The 17043-nt window shown below is 50.3% G+C and carries 16 protein-coding genes and 8 tRNA genes; all 24 read right to left on the bottom strand.

Annotated elements, in window-relative coordinates:
* Nucleotides 1-118 precede the first annotated feature (118 nt).
* Entirely contained in the window at nucleotides 119-958 is an 840-nt protein-coding gene (gene hisJ / locus ABEW73_RS04920; protein WP_430169590.1) for a histidinol-phosphatase HisJ, read from the bottom strand.
* Between the two features lie 11 nt (nucleotides 959-969).
* Complete coding sequence (gene hisIE / locus ABEW73_RS04915) at nucleotides 970-1671, bottom strand: bifunctional phosphoribosyl-AMP cyclohydrolase/phosphoribosyl-ATP diphosphatase HisIE (protein WP_430169593.1); 702 nt, start codon at nucleotides 1669-1671, stop codon at nucleotides 970-972.
* Nucleotides 1668-2426 (bottom strand): imidazole glycerol phosphate synthase subunit HisF, encoded by a 759-nt coding sequence (gene hisF / locus ABEW73_RS04910; RefSeq protein ID WP_430169596.1) that lies wholly within the window; start codon nucleotides 2424-2426, stop codon nucleotides 1668-1670. Before hisF ends, hisIE begins: the two co-directional genes overlap by 4 nt.
* Nucleotides 2427-2493: 67 nt before the next feature.
* Nucleotides 2494-3225: a 1-(5-phosphoribosyl)-5-[(5-phosphoribosylamino)methylideneamino]imidazole-4-carboxamide isomerase gene (gene hisA, locus ABEW73_RS04905; protein ID WP_194540367.1), complete on the bottom strand. Its 732-nt coding sequence runs from the start codon at nucleotides 3223-3225 to the stop codon at nucleotides 2494-2496.
* A 42-nt stretch (nucleotides 3226-3267) separates the two neighbouring features.
* Nucleotides 3268-3876: an imidazole glycerol phosphate synthase subunit HisH gene (gene hisH, locus ABEW73_RS04900; protein WP_430169600.1), complete on the bottom strand. Its 609-nt coding sequence runs from the start codon at nucleotides 3874-3876 to the stop codon at nucleotides 3268-3270.
* A gap of 3 nt (nucleotides 3877-3879) precedes the next feature.
* A complete protein-coding gene (gene hisB / locus ABEW73_RS04895; protein WP_430169603.1) occupies nucleotides 3880-4485 on the bottom strand; it encodes an imidazoleglycerol-phosphate dehydratase HisB in 606 nt (201 codons plus the stop codon).
* A 61-nt stretch (nucleotides 4486-4546) separates the two neighbouring features.
* Entirely contained in the window at nucleotides 4547-5830 is a 1284-nt protein-coding gene (gene hisD / locus ABEW73_RS04890) for a histidinol dehydrogenase (protein WP_430169635.1), read from the bottom strand.
* Between the two features lie 122 nt (nucleotides 5831-5952).
* A complete protein-coding gene (hisG, locus tag ABEW73_RS04885) occupies nucleotides 5953-6600 on the bottom strand; it encodes an ATP phosphoribosyltransferase (RefSeq protein ID WP_071219446.1) in 648 nt (215 codons plus the stop codon).
* 53 nt (nucleotides 6601-6653) lie between these two features.
* Nucleotides 6654-7850: an ATP phosphoribosyltransferase regulatory subunit gene (locus ABEW73_RS04880; protein WP_430169607.1), complete on the bottom strand. Its 1197-nt coding sequence runs from the start codon at nucleotides 7848-7850 to the stop codon at nucleotides 6654-6656.
* A 343-nt stretch (nucleotides 7851-8193) separates the two neighbouring features.
* Nucleotides 8194-9420, bottom strand: coding sequence for an acyltransferase (locus ABEW73_RS04875; protein ID WP_430169610.1), 1227 nt, complete (start codon nucleotides 9418-9420; stop codon nucleotides 8194-8196).
* Nucleotides 9421-9601: 181 nt separating this feature from the next.
* Nucleotides 9602-10108: an acyltransferase gene (locus ABEW73_RS04870; RefSeq protein WP_430169613.1), complete on the bottom strand. Its 507-nt coding sequence runs from the start codon at nucleotides 10106-10108 to the stop codon at nucleotides 9602-9604.
* Between the two features lie 13 nt (nucleotides 10109-10121).
* Entirely contained in the window at nucleotides 10122-10772 is a 651-nt protein-coding gene (gene ppaX / locus ABEW73_RS04865) for a pyrophosphatase PpaX (protein WP_430169616.1), read from the bottom strand.
* Nucleotides 10773-10779: 7 nt separating this feature from the next.
* The gene (lgt, locus tag ABEW73_RS04860) at nucleotides 10780-11913 is read right to left on the bottom strand and encodes a prolipoprotein diacylglyceryl transferase (RefSeq protein WP_430169618.1); all 1134 of its coding nucleotides are present in this window, start codon (nucleotides 11911-11913) and stop codon (nucleotides 10780-10782) included.
* Nucleotides 11914-11933: 20 nt separating this feature from the next.
* On the bottom strand, nucleotides 11934-12872 hold the full coding sequence (gene hprK, locus ABEW73_RS04855) for an HPr(Ser) kinase/phosphatase (protein WP_430169620.1): 939 nt from the start codon (nucleotides 12870-12872) through the stop codon (nucleotides 11934-11936).
* A gap of 538 nt (nucleotides 12873-13410) precedes the next feature.
* A complete protein-coding gene (locus ABEW73_RS04850) occupies nucleotides 13411-14535 on the bottom strand; it encodes an ABC transporter ATP-binding protein (RefSeq protein WP_430169623.1) in 1125 nt (374 codons plus the stop codon).
* A gap of 108 nt (nucleotides 14536-14643) precedes the next feature.
* On the bottom strand, nucleotides 14644-15858 hold the full coding sequence (locus ABEW73_RS04845; protein WP_430169626.1) for a PucR family transcriptional regulator: 1215 nt from the start codon (nucleotides 15856-15858) through the stop codon (nucleotides 14644-14646).
* Nucleotides 15859-16008: 150 nt separating this feature from the next.
* A tRNA-Lys gene (locus ABEW73_RS04840) sits at nucleotides 16009-16081 on the bottom strand.
* Nucleotides 16082-16089: 8 nt separating this feature from the next.
* A tRNA-Tyr gene (locus ABEW73_RS04835) sits at nucleotides 16090-16175 on the bottom strand.
* 12 nt (nucleotides 16176-16187) lie between these two features.
* Nucleotides 16188-16260 (bottom strand) — tRNA-Phe (locus tag ABEW73_RS04830).
* A gap of 206 nt (nucleotides 16261-16466) precedes the next feature.
* Nucleotides 16467-16543 (bottom strand) — tRNA-Asp (locus ABEW73_RS04825).
* 13 nt (nucleotides 16544-16556) lie between these two features.
* Nucleotides 16557-16632, bottom strand: a tRNA-Thr gene (locus ABEW73_RS04820).
* A gap of 26 nt (nucleotides 16633-16658) precedes the next feature.
* Nucleotides 16659-16734, bottom strand: a tRNA-Val gene (locus ABEW73_RS04815).
* A gap of 9 nt (nucleotides 16735-16743) precedes the next feature.
* Nucleotides 16744-16820: transfer RNA gene (locus ABEW73_RS04810), tRNA-Met, on the bottom strand.
* 32 nt (nucleotides 16821-16852) lie between these two features.
* A tRNA-Ser gene (locus ABEW73_RS04805) sits at nucleotides 16853-16944 on the bottom strand.
* Nucleotides 16945-17043: the final 99 nt, after the last annotated feature.

The following is a 17043-nucleotide window of genomic DNA, read 5'->3' as shown; positions in this document are numbered from 1 at the left end:
AAAGCGTTATCGTCAAATCAGGCCGTTCCCGCCTCCGTCAACCTCTTCGAAGAAGGGTCTCTAGGAGTAGAAAACAGCCGTCTGCAATAAACCTGTTTGCAATTAGTGCTTATCTTTATTATACATCGTTTCCCTCAACATTCAAAAGCACCATCTCCCGCTTCCGGTTACGGAAGGTCGCAATCTCCCGAACGCCAAGCTCCCATAGCAGTGTTCTGGCCTGGTCCAGATGCTCGCCCAGCTTCATCGGCTGATGGGCATCCGAACCTAAAGTCAACGGAATGCCAAGCTTAACCGCTTCCTCCAGCATACGGCGGCTCGGAAACATTTCCTCACAGGCCTTCGATAAACCGGAGGCATTCAGCTCCATGGCTTTCCCGCTTTGGGCCACAGCCGCAAGCGCGGCTTGTTCCAGAGCGATCACTTCCGACTTCTGTTCGGAGCCTGGTCCATAACCGAACCGCTTGATCACGTCCAGATGGCCCATGATATCATAGAAGCCGGTCGCGGCGGCTTTCTGCACCGCATCATAATATTGTTGATAAACCTCAAGCGGATCCTTCCCCTCCCAGCCTTGGGTCTGACGGTAATCCGTAATATCCCACTCACCCAGAAAGTGTACGGAGCCGATGACATAATCCCACGGATAGTCCTTCACAATCCGCTCGATCTGTTCTTCGTATCCCTCGATATAATCGCCTTCGAGACCGATCCGAATGTCAATCTGTCCTTTGTAACGCTCCTTCAGAAGCAGGCACTCTTCAACGTAACGCGGCAGTTCATCCATCAGCATAGCCATTTCGGGATAATACGTCTCCGGGTTGACGTGAATCAAGGGCATATGATCCGACAAGCCCAATTGATCCATCCCGAGTTCAATGGCGCGCCGTACATACTCCTCCAGCTGCCCCTCGGCATGTCCGCACCGGGCATGGTGGGTATGGTAATCAATATGCATCGGTAGGCCTCCTAATCGCGGCGTGGCCGTTCGTGGCGGCGACTCAGCTCATCCATGATCTCATCCAGCGGGAGCTTGCGCTCTTGAAGAAGTACCAGTAGGTGATAGATCAGATCGCTGATTTCAAGCTTAAGCTCGGCGTTGTCTTTATTTTTGGCGGCGATGATCGTTTCCGAAGCTTCTTCGCCCACCTTCTTCAGGATTTTGTCTACCCCTTTATCAAAGAGATAAGTCGTATAAGCCCCTTCAGGCCGCTCCACTTCACGCTGGGCAATGACTTCTTCCAGCTCGGCCAGAACCGCAAACCGCCCGCCCTCTGCAGCTGCATGGTTATTCGCAGTCCCGTTCTCCTGCCCCTGAACCGTAATCTCATTGTAGAAGCAGGTTGTTTGTCCGGTATGACAAGCAGGTCCCTTCGGATCCACCAGCAGCAAGAGGGTGTCTCCATCACAATCGTACGTCATGGAAACGACCGTCTGGACGTTCCCAGAAGTTGCCCCCTTATGCCACAACTCCTCGCGCGAACGGCTCCAGAACCAAGTTTCGCCGCTTTCCAGCGTCAAGCGAAGAGACTCCCGATTCATATAAGCCATCATCAGCACCTGCTTACTCTGTGCATCCTGTACAATTGCCGGTACCAGGCCCGAGGCATCCCAACGGATATGCTCGCTGACCTGCTCCAGGGATAAATCCTTCAACATATCTTCGCTCACCGTATATCCACTCCTTTTTGACTAAGATGCAACTTCAGATGAGGAATCGAGATCTCTTTATAATGGAAAATCGTTGCCGCAAGACCGGCATCCGCCTTGCCCTTGGTAAACACGTCATAGAAGTGATCCTCTTTGCCGGCGCCGCCGGACGCGATGACCGGGATCTGCACCGTCGAAGATACGGCAGAGGTTAGCGATAGATCGAACCCATCCTTCGTTCCGTCTGCATCCATGCTGGTTAACAAAATCTCACCCGCACCCAGGTTTTCCGCCTGCTTCACCCAATCCAGCGCTTTGATGCCGGAAGGCGTACGTCCGCCATGCGTGTATACTTCCCATTCCCCCCACGCTTCGTTGTACTTGGCATCGATGGCCACAACGATGCATTGGGAGCCGAATTTGCGTGCCCCGGCTGAGATGAGCTCCGGCTGCTTGACCGCTGCCGTATTAATCCCGATCTTATCCGCGCCTGCCCGCAGAATCCGCTTCATGTCCTCGACGGACGAAATGCCTCCTCCCACGGTAAAAGGAATGGCGATTTCCCCTGCCGTTCTCCGCACGACTTCCTCCATCGTCGCCCGGCCTTCGACCGATGCCGAAATATCCAGAAAGACTAACTCGTCTGCGCCTTCCCGGTCATAGAGAGCCGCCAATTCCACGGGATCGCCCGCATCGCGGAGATTCACAAAATTTACACCTTTCACCACCCGGCCGTCCTTCACGTCCAGGCAAGGTATGATCCGTTTTGCCAGCATGCCGTTCCCCTCTTCCCTATGAACTCTATCGATCAACCGTTTATTTGAACGGCCCCTAAGTCCAGCCTTACTTGATTCTCGTAATAGCCTCGTTCAGATCAATATTGCCTGTATACAGCGCCTTGCCTACGATCGCTCCGCCTACACCGTCGCCGCTGTGCGCGCTGAGCGCCAGCAAATCGTCCAGCTTCGTCACGCCGCCCGAAGCGATGACCGAGCGGCCGCTGGCTTTTGCAAGCGAGACAATCCCTTCCACGTTAGGCCCCTGCATCATCCCGTCACGGGAAATATCGGTAAAGATGAAGGTTTCCGCTCCTTTGGCTGCCAATTCCTTAGCCAACACCTCGGCTTGAACCTCCGACGTTTCCAGCCAGCCCCTAGTTGCGACGTATCCGTTGCGCGCGTCGATCCCGATGGCCACCTTATCCCCGTACTTGCCCAGCACCTCTTCCGTAAAGACACGGTCTTCAATCGCCGCCGTACCGATGATAACCCGGCTGACGCCAAGCGACAGCAGCCGCTCCACATCCGCCAGCGTGCGCAGACCTCCGCCTACCTGAACTGGAACCTGAACGCTTGCTGCGATCTTCCCGATGATATCGTCATTTACCGGGTGGCCAGCCTTCGCTCCGTCCAAATCCACGAGATGAATAAAGGTGCCGCCCTGCTCTTCCCATGATTTGGCTACCTCGAGCGGATTGTCATTGTATACCGTTTCTTGATTATAATCGCCTTGCACGAGCCTGACGCATTTGCCGCCGCGAATATCGATTGCCGGATATATGATAAAAGAGGACATCCCCATTCCCACTTTCCTTCTGGTCTATTTGATCGCCTTACATTACGTTAAAGCCAAGAAATTGCGAAGCAGGCTCATCCCAAGCTCCCCGCTCTTCTCAGGATGGAACTGCATGCCGTACACCGAACCGCGGCCCACGATGGCCGTCACTGGCTGACCGTAATCGGTAACCGCCAGCAAATCAGCCTGAACCTCAGGAAGAACATGATACGAGTGGACAAAATACACATGACCTTCCTCAAGTCCCGCAAACAGCGGATGCTCCCGCTTCTCGAACTGCAATGAATTCCAGCCCATATGCGGCACCTTGTAGTCACCACCCGTAAACCGTACAACCGATCCGGGCAAAATATCCAACCCTTCAAACTTGCCATGCTCCTCGCTCCGGCTGAACAGGAGCTGCATGCCGAGGCAAATCCCCAGCAACGGCTTCCCCGATTTCGATGCTTCCTTCATGACCGAGTCCAGCGAGGTTTCGCGCAGCTGCTCCATAGCATCGCCGAACGCGCCGACCCCAGGCAGAATGATGCCATCCGCCGCCAGAATCTCCTCTCGCTCCCCGGTGACGAGCGGCTTATATCCAAGCCGCTCCACTGCTTTGCTGACGCTGTGCAGATTCCCCATACCGTAATCCACGATTGCAATGGCCATCGATTAGAGCACTCCCTTCGTGGATGGCACGCCGGTCACCCGCGGATCCACGGTAGTCGCCTCATCCAATGCACGGCCAAGCGCCTTAAATACCGCTTCAATCATATGGTGGGTATTGTGTCCGTAATGAACGATGACATGCAGCGTGATCCGCGCCTCCAACGCCAACTTCCACAGAAATTCATGGACAAGCTCAGTATCAAAAGAGCCTACCTGCCGCGAAGGATATTCGGCCCGATACTCAAAATGCGGACGGTTGCTGATATCCACGATGACTTGAGCAAGCGCCTCATCCATCGGTACAAACACGCTGGCGTACCGCTTAATCCCTTTTTTATCGCCCAGCGCCTCGCGGAACGTCTGCCCCAGGCAAATCCCGATATCCTCCACCGTGTGGTGATCATCGATCTCGATATCTCCCTTCGCCTTCACGCGAAGATCAAACTGGCCATGCTTCGTAAACAAATCAAGCATATGATTCAGAAACGGTACATCGGTTTCCAATTCCGAGATCCCGGTTCCATCAACATTGAAATCCAGGGCAATATCGGTCTCATTGGTTTTGCGGCTGACGCCGGCTGATCTTGCTGCTGCATCCAAACTGCTCACGTTGATTGCCTCCTCTAAACTTATCTAGTATGCACGAATCATTCATGTTCCTCTTTGATGCTTAACGCTCCTGTTCAAGCCGAATCTCGATCGCCCGGGCATGGCCTTCAAGCCCTTCGCGCCGAGCCAGCTCCATAATCTGCTCGCCATCGCGCAGCAGGGCTTCCTTACTGTAATAGATTAAACTTGATTTCTTAATGAAATCGTCCAGATCAACCGGCGATGCGAACCGTGCCGTCCCATTCGTCGGAATGATATGATTCGGTCCTGCAAAATAATCACCCACCGGCTCCGAGCTGTATGGCCCCAGGAAGATCGCACCCGCGTTCTCGATCTGGCCCACAATCGCCATCGGCTCCTCTGTCACAATTTCCAGATGCTCCGGCGCCAAACGGTTAATAACTTCAATCCCTTCTCTAAGCGATTCCGTTATAATCACCGCGCCGTAAGTGTCAACGGAAGCGCGGGCGATGTCGCGCCGCGGCAGCAGCTCAAGTTGCCGCTCCACTTCAGTGGCAACGGCCTCGCCCAGCTTGCGTGAAGACGTCACGAGAATGGCCGATGCCATCTCGTCATGCTCTGCTTGGGAGAGCAAATCCGCCGCAATATACGAAGCATCTGCGCTGTCATCGGCCAATACCGCAATCTCGCTCGGACCGGCCAGGCTGTCAATATTGACCGCCCCGTACACTTCCCGCTTGGCCAGCGCAACGTAAATATTGCCGGGACCGCAGATTTTATCAACGGGGGAGATGCTCTCCGTACCGTAGGCCAACGCCGCAATCGCCTGAGCTCCTCCTACGCGGTAGATCTCCGTAACGCCGGCCTCGGCTGCGGCGACCAGGATATAGGGATTAATTCCATCCTTCCCGCCGGTAGCCGGGGGGGTGACCATGACAATCTCGGGCACGCCTGCCACCTGAGCCGGGATGACGTTCATCAGCACGGACGAAGGATAGGCTGCCTTCCCGCCGGGAACATATACACCCACGCGCTTCAACGGACGAATGATCTGTCCCAAGATGCTGCCGTCGGCTTGAAGATCCATCCAGGAATTACGCTTCTGCTTCATATGAAAAGCGCGAATATTATTCGCCGCGGCCTGAATCGCCTTCACGAACGAAGACTCCACATGATGATAAGCCTCCTTAAGCTCTTCATCCGTTACGCGAAGCTGATCTGCGGTCAGACGGACACGGTCCAATTGCTCGGTATGCCGCAGCAAGGCAGCATCTCCTTCGGACCGAATATCCCGCACAATCGCCTTCACGACTTCATTCTGCTCTGGTGTGCCGTAATCATTTTCCCGTTTTAGCTGAAAATCACGCGCTGATACAACCTTCACCTTCATCTCCCCCAATCCCGCTGCTTGCATCTCATATGGTTTCCATACACGCATAGCGTTTCTTACGAATGACAATCTATTTGTCCGATCCATCCTGCTCATCCTGTTTGTACCTGCGTTACTTAGCGCTGTATATTCGCTCCCTCAGACATAATGACCGTTTGGAGCCGATCGCACAATGCCTGAATTTCATCATTCTTCATCCGATAGCTGACACGATTGGCAATCAGGCGACTTGTAATTTCAAAGATGCTGGTCATCTCTATAAGTCCGTTCTCCTTGAGCGTTTGGCCCGTTTCCACCATATCCACGATCCGGTCCGCCAAGCCGATAAGCGGTGCAAGCTCGATGGAACCATTCAGCTTAACAACTTCAACCTGCTGGCCTTGTTCACGGAAATACTGCGAAGCCACATTCGGATACTTGGTGGCAACCCGCTGACGTATGCCCGGCTTCCAGTCCGGTAAGCCGATAACCGACATCCGGCACCTTGCGATGCCGAGATCGAGTAACTCATAGACATCTTTGTTCTCTTCCATCAACACATCCTTGCCAACGATTCCGATATCCGCGACACCGTATTCCACATAAGTCGGCACATCCACCGGCTTCGCCAGAATAAATTCCATTCCTGCCTCCGGCAAGGGAATGACCAGCTTGCGCGTCTCATCCACATCGAGGGGAATCGGAAGTCCGGCTGAACGAAACAGCGCGGATGCTTTTTTATATATACGCCCTTTGGGCATCGCTACTTTCAACGTTTCCGCCACGTTCAAATCCTCCTGACCTTAACCTATATAAAATAGAGTGATATATCAGCGTTCTATCGAAGGGTAATGATCTCTCGGTAACCTCTATTAATCAGGCTGCTGCTGGATACAACGGGTACCCCCTCATCGCGGACATTCGCCGAGTCCGGCATGATCGAGGTGATGACGGTATGACCTTGCGCCCGCAATTCTGATGCTTTCGCCAAACCTTCTTTGCGATAGGAAGCCGTGTAACGGATTAGAACGGGCAGCTCCTCAGCAATCTCTTCTCCCTGCACCCCATCCAATATGCGATTGGTCTTAAGCGCAAAGCCGGTTGCCGGAACCGCACGGCCAAACTGCTGGAGCAGCTTGTCATAACGACCGCCGCTTGCAACGGGTGAACCAAGTTCAGCAGCATAGCCTTCAAACGTCATGCCAGTGTAATAGGAGAAGTCTCCGAGCATCGTCAGATCAAACAGAACATGCCGGGAAACGTCGTATGCCTCCAGCACCTCCCATACTCTGCATAGGTGCTCAATAGAAGCTCTTGCGAGATCATTGCTGCTAATCTCAAGTGCTTGCCCGGCAATCTCCTTGCCCCCGCGCAGCTTTAGGATTCCCTCCAGCTGGTCCTGCTGTGTCTCCGTAAGTCGCAGACTGGCAATGGTATTTCGGTATCCGACATAGTCGCGGTTCAGCAGATCCTGCTTCAGGCTCTCTTGATCCTCCGTCCGCTCAGGCAGCACCTCCTGGAGCAGGCCATTAAGGTAACCCATATGCCCCATCGCGATTTTGAATTTCTCCACACCTGCCGCCTTCAGGGATTCAATAGCCAGCGCAATCACTTCGGCATCGGCCTCCGGCGTATCGTCGCCTACAAGCTCTACACCCGTCTGGAAGAATTCAGCCTCCCGGCCCGCCTCTTCTTCGATTGCGCGAAACACATTTGCATGGTAAGACAAACGCACCGGTAACGGCTCATCCTTCAGGAGGGATGACATGACCCGTGCTATAGGAGCGGTCAGATCGGACCGCAGCACCATGGTTGTTCCACGCTTATTCAATAATTTAAACAGTTTTTGGTCCGACGTAGAGCTTGCCACGCCTACCGTATCGTAATATTCCATCGTTGGTGTCATAATCTGCTGGTATCCCCAGCGGTCCATACATGCAAGCACTTCACGTTCAATCCGGCGCAGCTTGGTGACCGCATGAGGGAGATAATCACGAACACCTGCCGGTTTCTCGAAGCCTTTCGGTTTAGACATGACGCTCCACCTCAAATTCAGAAAATTGCTTTACTATGGTAAAGTGGTACCTTGCTAATAAATTAAAGGATATTGGCTATATTACCATGAACCCTGCCTGATCGTCAATGCATCATGAATGCGTCCTGTTATGTATCGTTCTCCGTTGTGATCCGCCCTAGCCGCCAAAGAATCCGCTTAACTTCTGGGTATTATTGTAACACAAGAACAAGCTGGAGTGGCTTGCTTGTCTAGGGGGTGACCTCTGTTATGTCCAGCGGCAGGCATAATACAAAAAAACCGCCCGATTGCCGGACGGCTTTGCTTCATACTGATGGAAAAGAAAAAAGTATACCTGCTATGATTATAGATCTACCGATTTTTTGCTGTCACCTGTAACGGCGTCTTTTCTCTGCGTTGGTGCTTTCGTTGTTTTGGATGATGGCTTCAATGATCGCGGAACACTGCCAAGCAGCATCCAGGAGCCTGGAATCCACCGGAACACCGTTTGTACCGCCAGCGCACTGACAATCAGCGCAGTTACCATGCCGCCGTATATCCAGATGAGATAATCATCGGTTACCGGATTCAGCTTGAGATCGTACTCCCGGTACAGGAATAGCCAGAGCGGATGCACCAGATAGATCGCGAAGGACAACTCGCCAATACGCGTCAGCACCTTCACGATGAGTTTCCAACCGCTGTTATACAGCCAACTGGCCAGCTGCATCAGTACAATCGCGGAGAAAACCGTGTGCAGGTTCCATAGCAGCTCGTACAACAGGGAGTCGTATTTAGCACCGTGCAATCTCTGATTGTACCAAATCTGCACATGTGTCAGGGCCATCGCAAGCCAACCTGCCCATAACACGACCGTACCTACTCTTTGACCTGAAGTCTGCTTTTTCCAGGATGACGTTAGCCAGCCCTTGAATTTGTCGTAATTCATCGCCAGATAAGCACCCAGCATATAGTAGGCTAAATACGAAATGGCCAAGCTTCCTTTAAACGTATAGTGCAGCTCGTATTTATTCCATATGATAAAGCCCCATTGAAGCAGGAACCCGATGGGAACCGCCCACCGTACCAGAAACCGTGACGATTTAAATAGCTTAAGAAAGATCGGGAACAGGATATAGAACTGCAAACTGATAAATACAAAATATAAGTGCGTATAGTTCTGCCCCCGAATTAAACGTTCAAAGAAAAGCGGCATCTGAGCCCATAGATCAAATGAGCTGTTGAGCAACCCGTTCTGATACATCCGCACAAAGAAATAAATGATCGAGAACAACACATATGGCAGCAAAATGTACAAGAGGCGCCGTTTGTAGAAGTTTTTGATCAGATCCTTGGTCAGAGGCCGGTCTGCATAGTTATAGAACAGCACAAAGCTGCTTAGGAATATAAACGAGGGTGTACCATATTTAAAGAAAATATTCAAAAAATTAATAATATAATAGAATCGCGAATCAATCGCATCAACCGTTGCAAATGAAGTCGCATGAACGTGAAGCACGCCCAGGATGGCCAGCGCACGATAAATATCGAGCTGCGGGAGCCTTTCCTTTTTATTCAGCGTTGCACTCATGTCAGGCGTCGCCTCCTTGATTTCAAGTATTTTCATAGAGTCATTGGATAAGGATGGACGGGAAAAAAAGTCCCTCAAGGCTCTCATACCCCGGGGACTATGGAATCGCTTTGTGTCATGTTAACCTCTACTCATTCTACAATAATTCAGGTAGCTTGAGAACCTAACTTGTCACATTACCTCAAATTGACTCACTTTCCGTCGATGTCCTCTTCAGCTCTCGCAATGGATTGCCGCCTACAAAAACACCCGGTGCCACATCTTTATGTACGACAGACCCTGCAGCAACAACCGCTCCATCTCCGATCGTTACGCCAGGCAAAATCGTGGTGTTCGCGCCGATGAGCACGTTCTCCCCGATCCGCACTTCACCCAGACGATATTCCTGTATTAAATACTCATGCGCAAGAATCGTTGTATTGTAGCCGATCACCGAATTCTCGCCGATAGATATTTTCTCCGGAAAAAACACATCCACCATGACCATCAATCCAAACGCGGTATGCCTTCCCACCTTCATCCCGAGCATATGGCGGTATATCCAGTTCTTCAAGGGCAGGATAGGGCAATAACGGGCCACCTGGATAAAGATGAAGTTCTTGACGCCCTTGAACGGGCTCACGGTTCGGTAGATTTGCCATAGCGCGTTGGGCCCTTCTACAGGATAACGGGTAACCTTTCTGGCCATGCTGCCAAAACTCCTATTCCTCTTGAAGTCTTACGATTTCATACAGGTCTTTCATATTCTTTAAAACATAATCCGGACCATACTCCATCAGCTTCTGCTCACCCTTCAGGGACCAAGCTACAGCTGCGGCCTTCACACCCGCCGCCTTGGCGGACTGAATGTCGACCGGACTGTCCCCAATCATCAATGTCGTAGCCGGATTGGCGCCTAGCCGCTCCATTGCCGTCAGAACGGGCTCAGGATGCGGTTTCGGATGCTCGACGTCGTTCACCGTAACAATCGCCGACATGAATCGCTCGAGATCGTACCTTTCCAAAGTCATCATCGTAGAAGGACGGATCTTTGTTGTGACAATCCCAAGCGAAAGCCCGTGACGATGAAGACGCTCCACGACCTCATTTACATGAGGGAATGGTCTAACCATCTCATCATGATGAAGCGTGTTAAAGGAACGGTAGGCTTTGACAAACGGACTAACATCCTCGACGCCTCCCGAGAAAGCCTGCAGCTGCTGTTCCAGCGTGGTTCCCATGTGTGGAATGATCTGCTCCCTGGTTAACGTTCCCGGTGCTTGAGCCTCGAAGACATGCAGAAACGACGAGATAATCAATTCATTCGTATCAATAATGGTTCCGTCCAAATCAAACAGTACGGTTTCTATCATGCTGTAACTACTCCTTTTTGTCCTCCGTATCTGGTTTTATTGCCGGAGTATCTTCTACTCGGGACGGTTTGACTTCCGTCTCCTGGGCGTGGGTTAGAGAGCTTGTATCATCCTTCTCTACTGGATCTGCTGCCGGTTTATCCTGCTTAACAGGTGCCTGCGCAGATGACTTCACGGCTTTATCCGTCTGAAGGTCAGCCTCAGGCGTTGGCCCTGCTCCGGTCTTCGTCGACACGATGGGGTCCAAATAACGCACATTGGCGCGGCCTGTTACGCGGCGTACAATGATCAATACGATGCCTGCAATGACGAAGAACACCGACAGCAGCTGTGAAATCCGAATATTGCCGTAAGCCGGATCCAGATGGCCCAGTTCAAAGCCCATCCAAGTCATCGGTGCCCACAGCGTATTGTTAATGAAGTCGGCAAGTCCGGTTGAGCCTTGGAACGCCAAGCTGTCCGTACGAACCGCTTCAATGAAGAATCGACCGATGGAATACCAGATGAAATATCCGATGAAGAGTTCGCCTGCACGTAGGAATTTCTGTCTGCGGAGAATAAGCAATATGACAATACCCACCAAGTTCCATAGCGATTCATATAAGAAGGTAGGATGGTGGAATACACCTTGTACATTCATTTGATTCACGATGAAATCAGGCAGGTGCAGTTGTCCGCGTAAAAAGGATTCGCTTACAGGACCGCCATAGGCCTCCTGGTTAACGAAGTTCCCCCAGCGTCCAATGATCTGACCGGCCAACAGGGACGGAGCACAGATATCGGCAATCCGCCAGAATGAGTAGCCTTTCCGACGAACAAAGATTAACGCACAGATAATGGCACCAATAAGGGCACCGAATATGGCAATCCCGCCGTTCCATATTTTGAACACATCCAGGAAGTTGTCTTTATAATCTTCCCATTTAAAAGCTACATAATAAATACGCGCACCAATGATTGCGGAAGGAACACCAAGCAAGAGCAAATCCATGAAAAATTCCTGCGGGATGCCAAAACGCTTCCCCTCGCGAATGGCCAGTAACAGCCCCGCCAAAGCTCCCAACCCCAAAATCAAGCCATACCAATGAACACGCAGCGATCCGATGGAGAACGCCACCGGATCGATGAGCAATGTTTGCATCTTTTATAACCTCCCTAGTCCTAGTCCAAATCGTCCATATCTTCAGCGATCGTAGCTGTCAGTTTGTTCGTAAACTGCAGCGCAGCATTCAGTCCCATTTGTTTCAATCTGTAGTTCATAGCTGCTACCTCAATAATAACCGCAAGGTTACGTCCTGGACGAACCGGAATGGTGACTAGAGGGATGTCTGTATCAATAATTCGTGTTGTTTCTTCATCTAATCCCAGACGATCATACTGTTTATCCTGCTGCCAGGCTTCCAATCGAACAACAAGCGTAATCCGTTTATTGTTCCGAACGGCTCCTGCACCGAATAACGTCATGACATTAATAATACCCACTCCGCGAATCTCCAGTAGATGGCGAATCAGCTCCGGCGCCGTTCCGTGAAGCTGAAAATCCGATGTCTGACGTATCTCCACCGCATCATCCGCAATCAATCGGTGTCCGCGTTTGACGAGCTCCAGTGCCGTCTCGCTTTTCCCGATACCGCTTGAACCTGTGATCAGCATCCCCACCCCATAAACATCGCACAAGACCCCGTGGATGGTTGTAGTTGGTGCAAGTTTGCGCTCCAGGAAGCTTGTGAATCGGCTTGTCAGAATGGTTGTCGCCATACTGCTGCGCAGTACAGGCAAACCTCTTTCGTTCCCGAGTTCCACCAGTTCCTCCGGCACTTCCAAGGAACGTGTAACCACAATGCAAGGTGTTTCTTCCGTACACAGGCTGCGCATCCGCTCTTTACGCTCTTCCGGCTTCAGCATTCCGAAGAAAGCCAACTCCGTGCGCCCCAGAAGCTGGACCCGTTCCCGTGGATGGTATTCAAAATAACCGGCCATTTCCAATCCCGGGCGATTCAGATCGTCCGTTGTAATCTGACGTTTTAAGCCTTCCTCACCTGCGATGACCTCCAGCTGAAACTGCTGGACCAGCTCGGATACCTTCACTTTCTTGGCCATGGTCTTACCCCTCTTCTTCCATTGTATATTGACATCACAACGCAACCGTCATATACACGGCCCGTATTGGATGATATATTCCATATTCGATATTTTCTAAAGTACAATCTTTATAAGCCTTATCAGCGATCTAGCAATTCACATGAAATATGATTCAACATCTCGTATGTCCCATACTTATGTATGCCTTGCTTTGTGCTTATCTTATCGAAAAAAGCCAATGAATGCAATTCTATCCGGCTACTCCATTGCGACATTAGGCTTATATGGGGGTGATCCTTCACTACTATTGCATACTAGAACTTGAATAATATTAAGGTCATGTTTTATTAGGATCATTATAGAACTCCATTTATTTCCTGCCTCTGGGTTGGCTGCTTTAAATAGATTGCTACCCATCGAAAACCTCTACTAGCAACTGCGAAGGACGTCCCAAATCTTTTTCTAGGCGTAAATACTACCATGATTATTTGTCTTTTTCTCCTAAAAAAACCGCCCCTTGAGAGGGCGGTTTTCAAGAGATCCCGATTGCTGAAGATTAGTCTTCGAGCAATACGTTCAATTCAGACTCTTTATCAAAGATATGAACTTTGTTCATGTCGAGTGCCAATTTCACATTGTCGCTTTCGCGAGTAGTCGAACGTCCGTCTACACGACCGATAACCGTATCAGTGCCCAAGCCGCTCAGGTACAAGAGCATTTCGTGACCAAGGTTCTCGGTTACGTCAACTTTTGCAGTGAAGATTGTGTTCGGAGAAGCTTCCAGGAAGACTGGCTCTTCATGAATATCTTCCGGACGAACACCCATGATTACTTCCTTGCCAATCATGGATTTGTTTTTGAGCAATTGTGCTTTGCCGCCTGGAACTTGAACGTTCAAGCCCTGGGAAGTGAAGTATACGCCACCGTTTTGCTCGGACAATTTACCGCTGATGAAGTTCATGGTTGGGGAACCAATGAAACCAGCAACGAACAGGTTGTTCGGATTGTTGTACAGTTGCTCTGGGGAATCCGCTTGTTGAATAATGCCGTCTTGCATAACAACGATACGGTCACCCATCGTCATAGCTTCTGTTTGGTCATGCGTTACATAGATACAAGTGGTTTCAAGACGCTTAACCAGCTTTGTAATTTCAGCACGCATCTGACCGCGGAGTTTCGCATCCAAGTTGGAAAGCGGCTCATCCATCAAAAAGACTTGCGGATCACGGACAATCGCACGGCCCAAGGCAACACGCTGACGCTGACCACCGGAAAGAGCTTTTGGTTTACGCTCGAGCAAATGCTCAATGTCCAAGATTTTAGCTGCTTCACGTACACGTTTATCGATTTCGTCTTTCTTCACTTTGCGGAGTTTCAAACCGAATGCCATGTTCTGATATACGTTCATATGTGGATACAAGGCGTAGGATTGGAATACCATCGCGATGTCACGATCTTTAGGTGCTACATCGTTAACAACGCGGTCGCCAATGTAAAGTTTACCCTCAGAAATTTCCTCAAGACCTGCGATCATACGCAATGTCGTGGACTTACCGCAACCGGAAGGACCTACCAATACCAAGAATTCTTTATCTTTAATATCCAGATTAACGTCAATTACAGTTGCTTTATCCGCACCTGCATACTTTTTGTAAATATGCTCTAAGCGTACACCAGCCATGTGCATTTGCCCCCTCATATGAATGTTATGAAATCGAATACAATTAATTTATAATCTTATATTACCCCATAGGCACCTGACTTGCTATACACAATCTGCACAAAAAACCTATTTCCTTTTCGTCACTTTATACAATAGAAGCGTTATTTTCACTAAAACCGCATCACTGAAGCTGCGAACATCAAGCCCCGTCTCCTGTTTGATCTTATCCAGGCGGTACAGAAGCGTGTTACGGTGAATATATAGGTGCTTGGCCGTCTCGCTCACGTTACAATCCAATTCGAAAAAAGACTCCAACGTTGACAAGGTCTCACTATCCTCGAACAAATCGGTATGTCCTGCAGCGTATTCTCGCAGAAATTGATTGCGCTGGTACTCGGGAATGCTATAAACCAGGCGCTCCAAATGAAGCCCGGTCGACAGATGGATATGTTCCTTTACCTGGAACGTCCGGCCGATGGTCATGGTCTCTCTTAACATGCTAACGGTCTGTGGCAGAGCATGCAAAGCATTAACTGCCGGTATCGCAGAGATATGGAAATCCCCCACCCACTCCGTTGAAATCAACTCGTAAAGCCCCATACAGAATAAGGAGAGCAAATCTTGATCGCCTTCCACCGAAGCATCCTCTTTATCATCCGTTGTTATACCGTCCAATAATTCCTGGTTCGCCAGGATAATCCATTCTTTATCTAGCAGTGGTACCAGAATGATGTCCCCGCCAAAATAGCTGCGTAATAATCGATGCAGCGCCTTATAACTTGGAGTGGGTGCATGCTCGCTCTCATGAATAAGAAGAAAGGGAACCATATCCTCCGTCAAGCTTGTCCGAATCCACATTTCCTCTGGTAATTCAGCAAGCAGTTCACCGGCTTGCAGACGTTCCTTTAACCAACCACCCAACTGTTGGGCGCGTCGTTCTTCTTCAACCTTACCAGCACTCTTGGACATTACCCCTGGTGTCGTATCCTGAAGGCTCGACAATAGTAGAGTTATAAGCCCAATCTCTGACTCCGTTAAGGCATTTTGATCCGCTACGATTACCCGGCTAGAATCCTGTTGATTCACTGGAATCCAAATCTCACCGAGGTCCTTGTGCACATAGGCGCCGTGAACCCTTCGTGGATGGTATGAGGTTCTGTTTTCTTCACGGTTACTAGCCCTCTGGGCTCTTTCCTCATGACCAACCCGATCACCGAATGGCGGTGAGGTCGCTATTGATTTTGTTAACCATGCTGCTTCCTGATCATTCAATGTTTTTAAACCGAGTGAGGTACCCAAGGTCTGCTCTAGTTTCTGAACGATGTGCTCCATCTCCACCATTGATGACTCCACCACTTTATCGTTTTTTCTTATTTTAGCATAACACCCTGTACAAACGACAATGCCTTCTCTCTAAGTCCATTTACATTGGAGAAAAACAGCTTAAAATAACACAAAAAGAGCCGTCAACAACGTTGACGACTCTTCGGATGAGCCATGAAGGACTCGAACCTTCGACACCCTGATTAAAAGTCAGGTGCTCTACCAACTGAGCTAATGGCTCTTATTTACTGGTGGAGGATGATGGATTCGAACCACCGAACTCGGACGAGAACAGATTTACAGTCTGCTGCGTTTGGCCACTTCGCTAATCCTCCAGGATATAAAGGTGGCTCGGGACGGAATCGAACCGCCGACACGAGGATTTTCAGTCCTCTGCTCTACCGACTGAGCTACCGAGCCTTACATAAATGACATAAAAATAAAGTGCGGAATGCAATCCTGCCCACTTTAATCTGTGGAAAACCGACCACTTTTATTCCTTAAGATTAATAATGGCGGAACTGACGGGATACTCTCTCTTCGTTCGAGACTGCGAAGTCTCTGCTAACGAAGATATGCTCCGACGAACCCGGTTATGGATTCTTATCCCTGAAGCTTGTAAATAATGGCGGAACTGACGGGATTCGAACCCGCGATCTCCTGCGTGACAGGCAGGCATGTTAGGCCTCTACACCACAGTTCCACATTATTAAAGATGGTGCCGGCGAGAGGACTTGAACCCCCAACCTACTGATTACAAGTCAGTTGCTCTACCAATTGAGCTACACCGGCATGGTAAGGTGATAAAAATAAGTACATGGTGGAGGCTGAGGGGATCGAACCCCCGACCCTCTGCTTGTAAGGCAGATGCTCTCCCAGCTGAGCTAAGCCTCCAGGTATGTATGGTAGCGGCGGAGGGGATCGAACCCCCGACCTCACGGGTATGAACCGTACGCTCTAGCCAGCTGAGCTACACCGCCATATAAACCTATTTGCGTTCAAGTTATTCAAATGGCGGAGAGAGAGGGATTCGAACCCTCGCACCGCTTACGCAGTCTAACCCCTTAGCAGAGGGTCCCCTTATAGCCACTTGGGTATCTCTCCATCATAACTTGTATGCAGTTACAGAGATTGATTCCCTGAAAACTAGATACGAAACGAATGTGCAGCACATTGAAATAGTTTTGGATAAGCCCTCGACCG

The organism is Paenibacillus lautus, from assembly GCF_050482385.1.
GTDB classification, from domain to species: Bacteria; Bacillota; Bacilli; order Paenibacillales; family Paenibacillaceae; genus Paenibacillus_AQ; species Paenibacillus_AQ lautus_B.
This window is presented reverse-complemented; position numbering and strand designations above follow the sequence as displayed.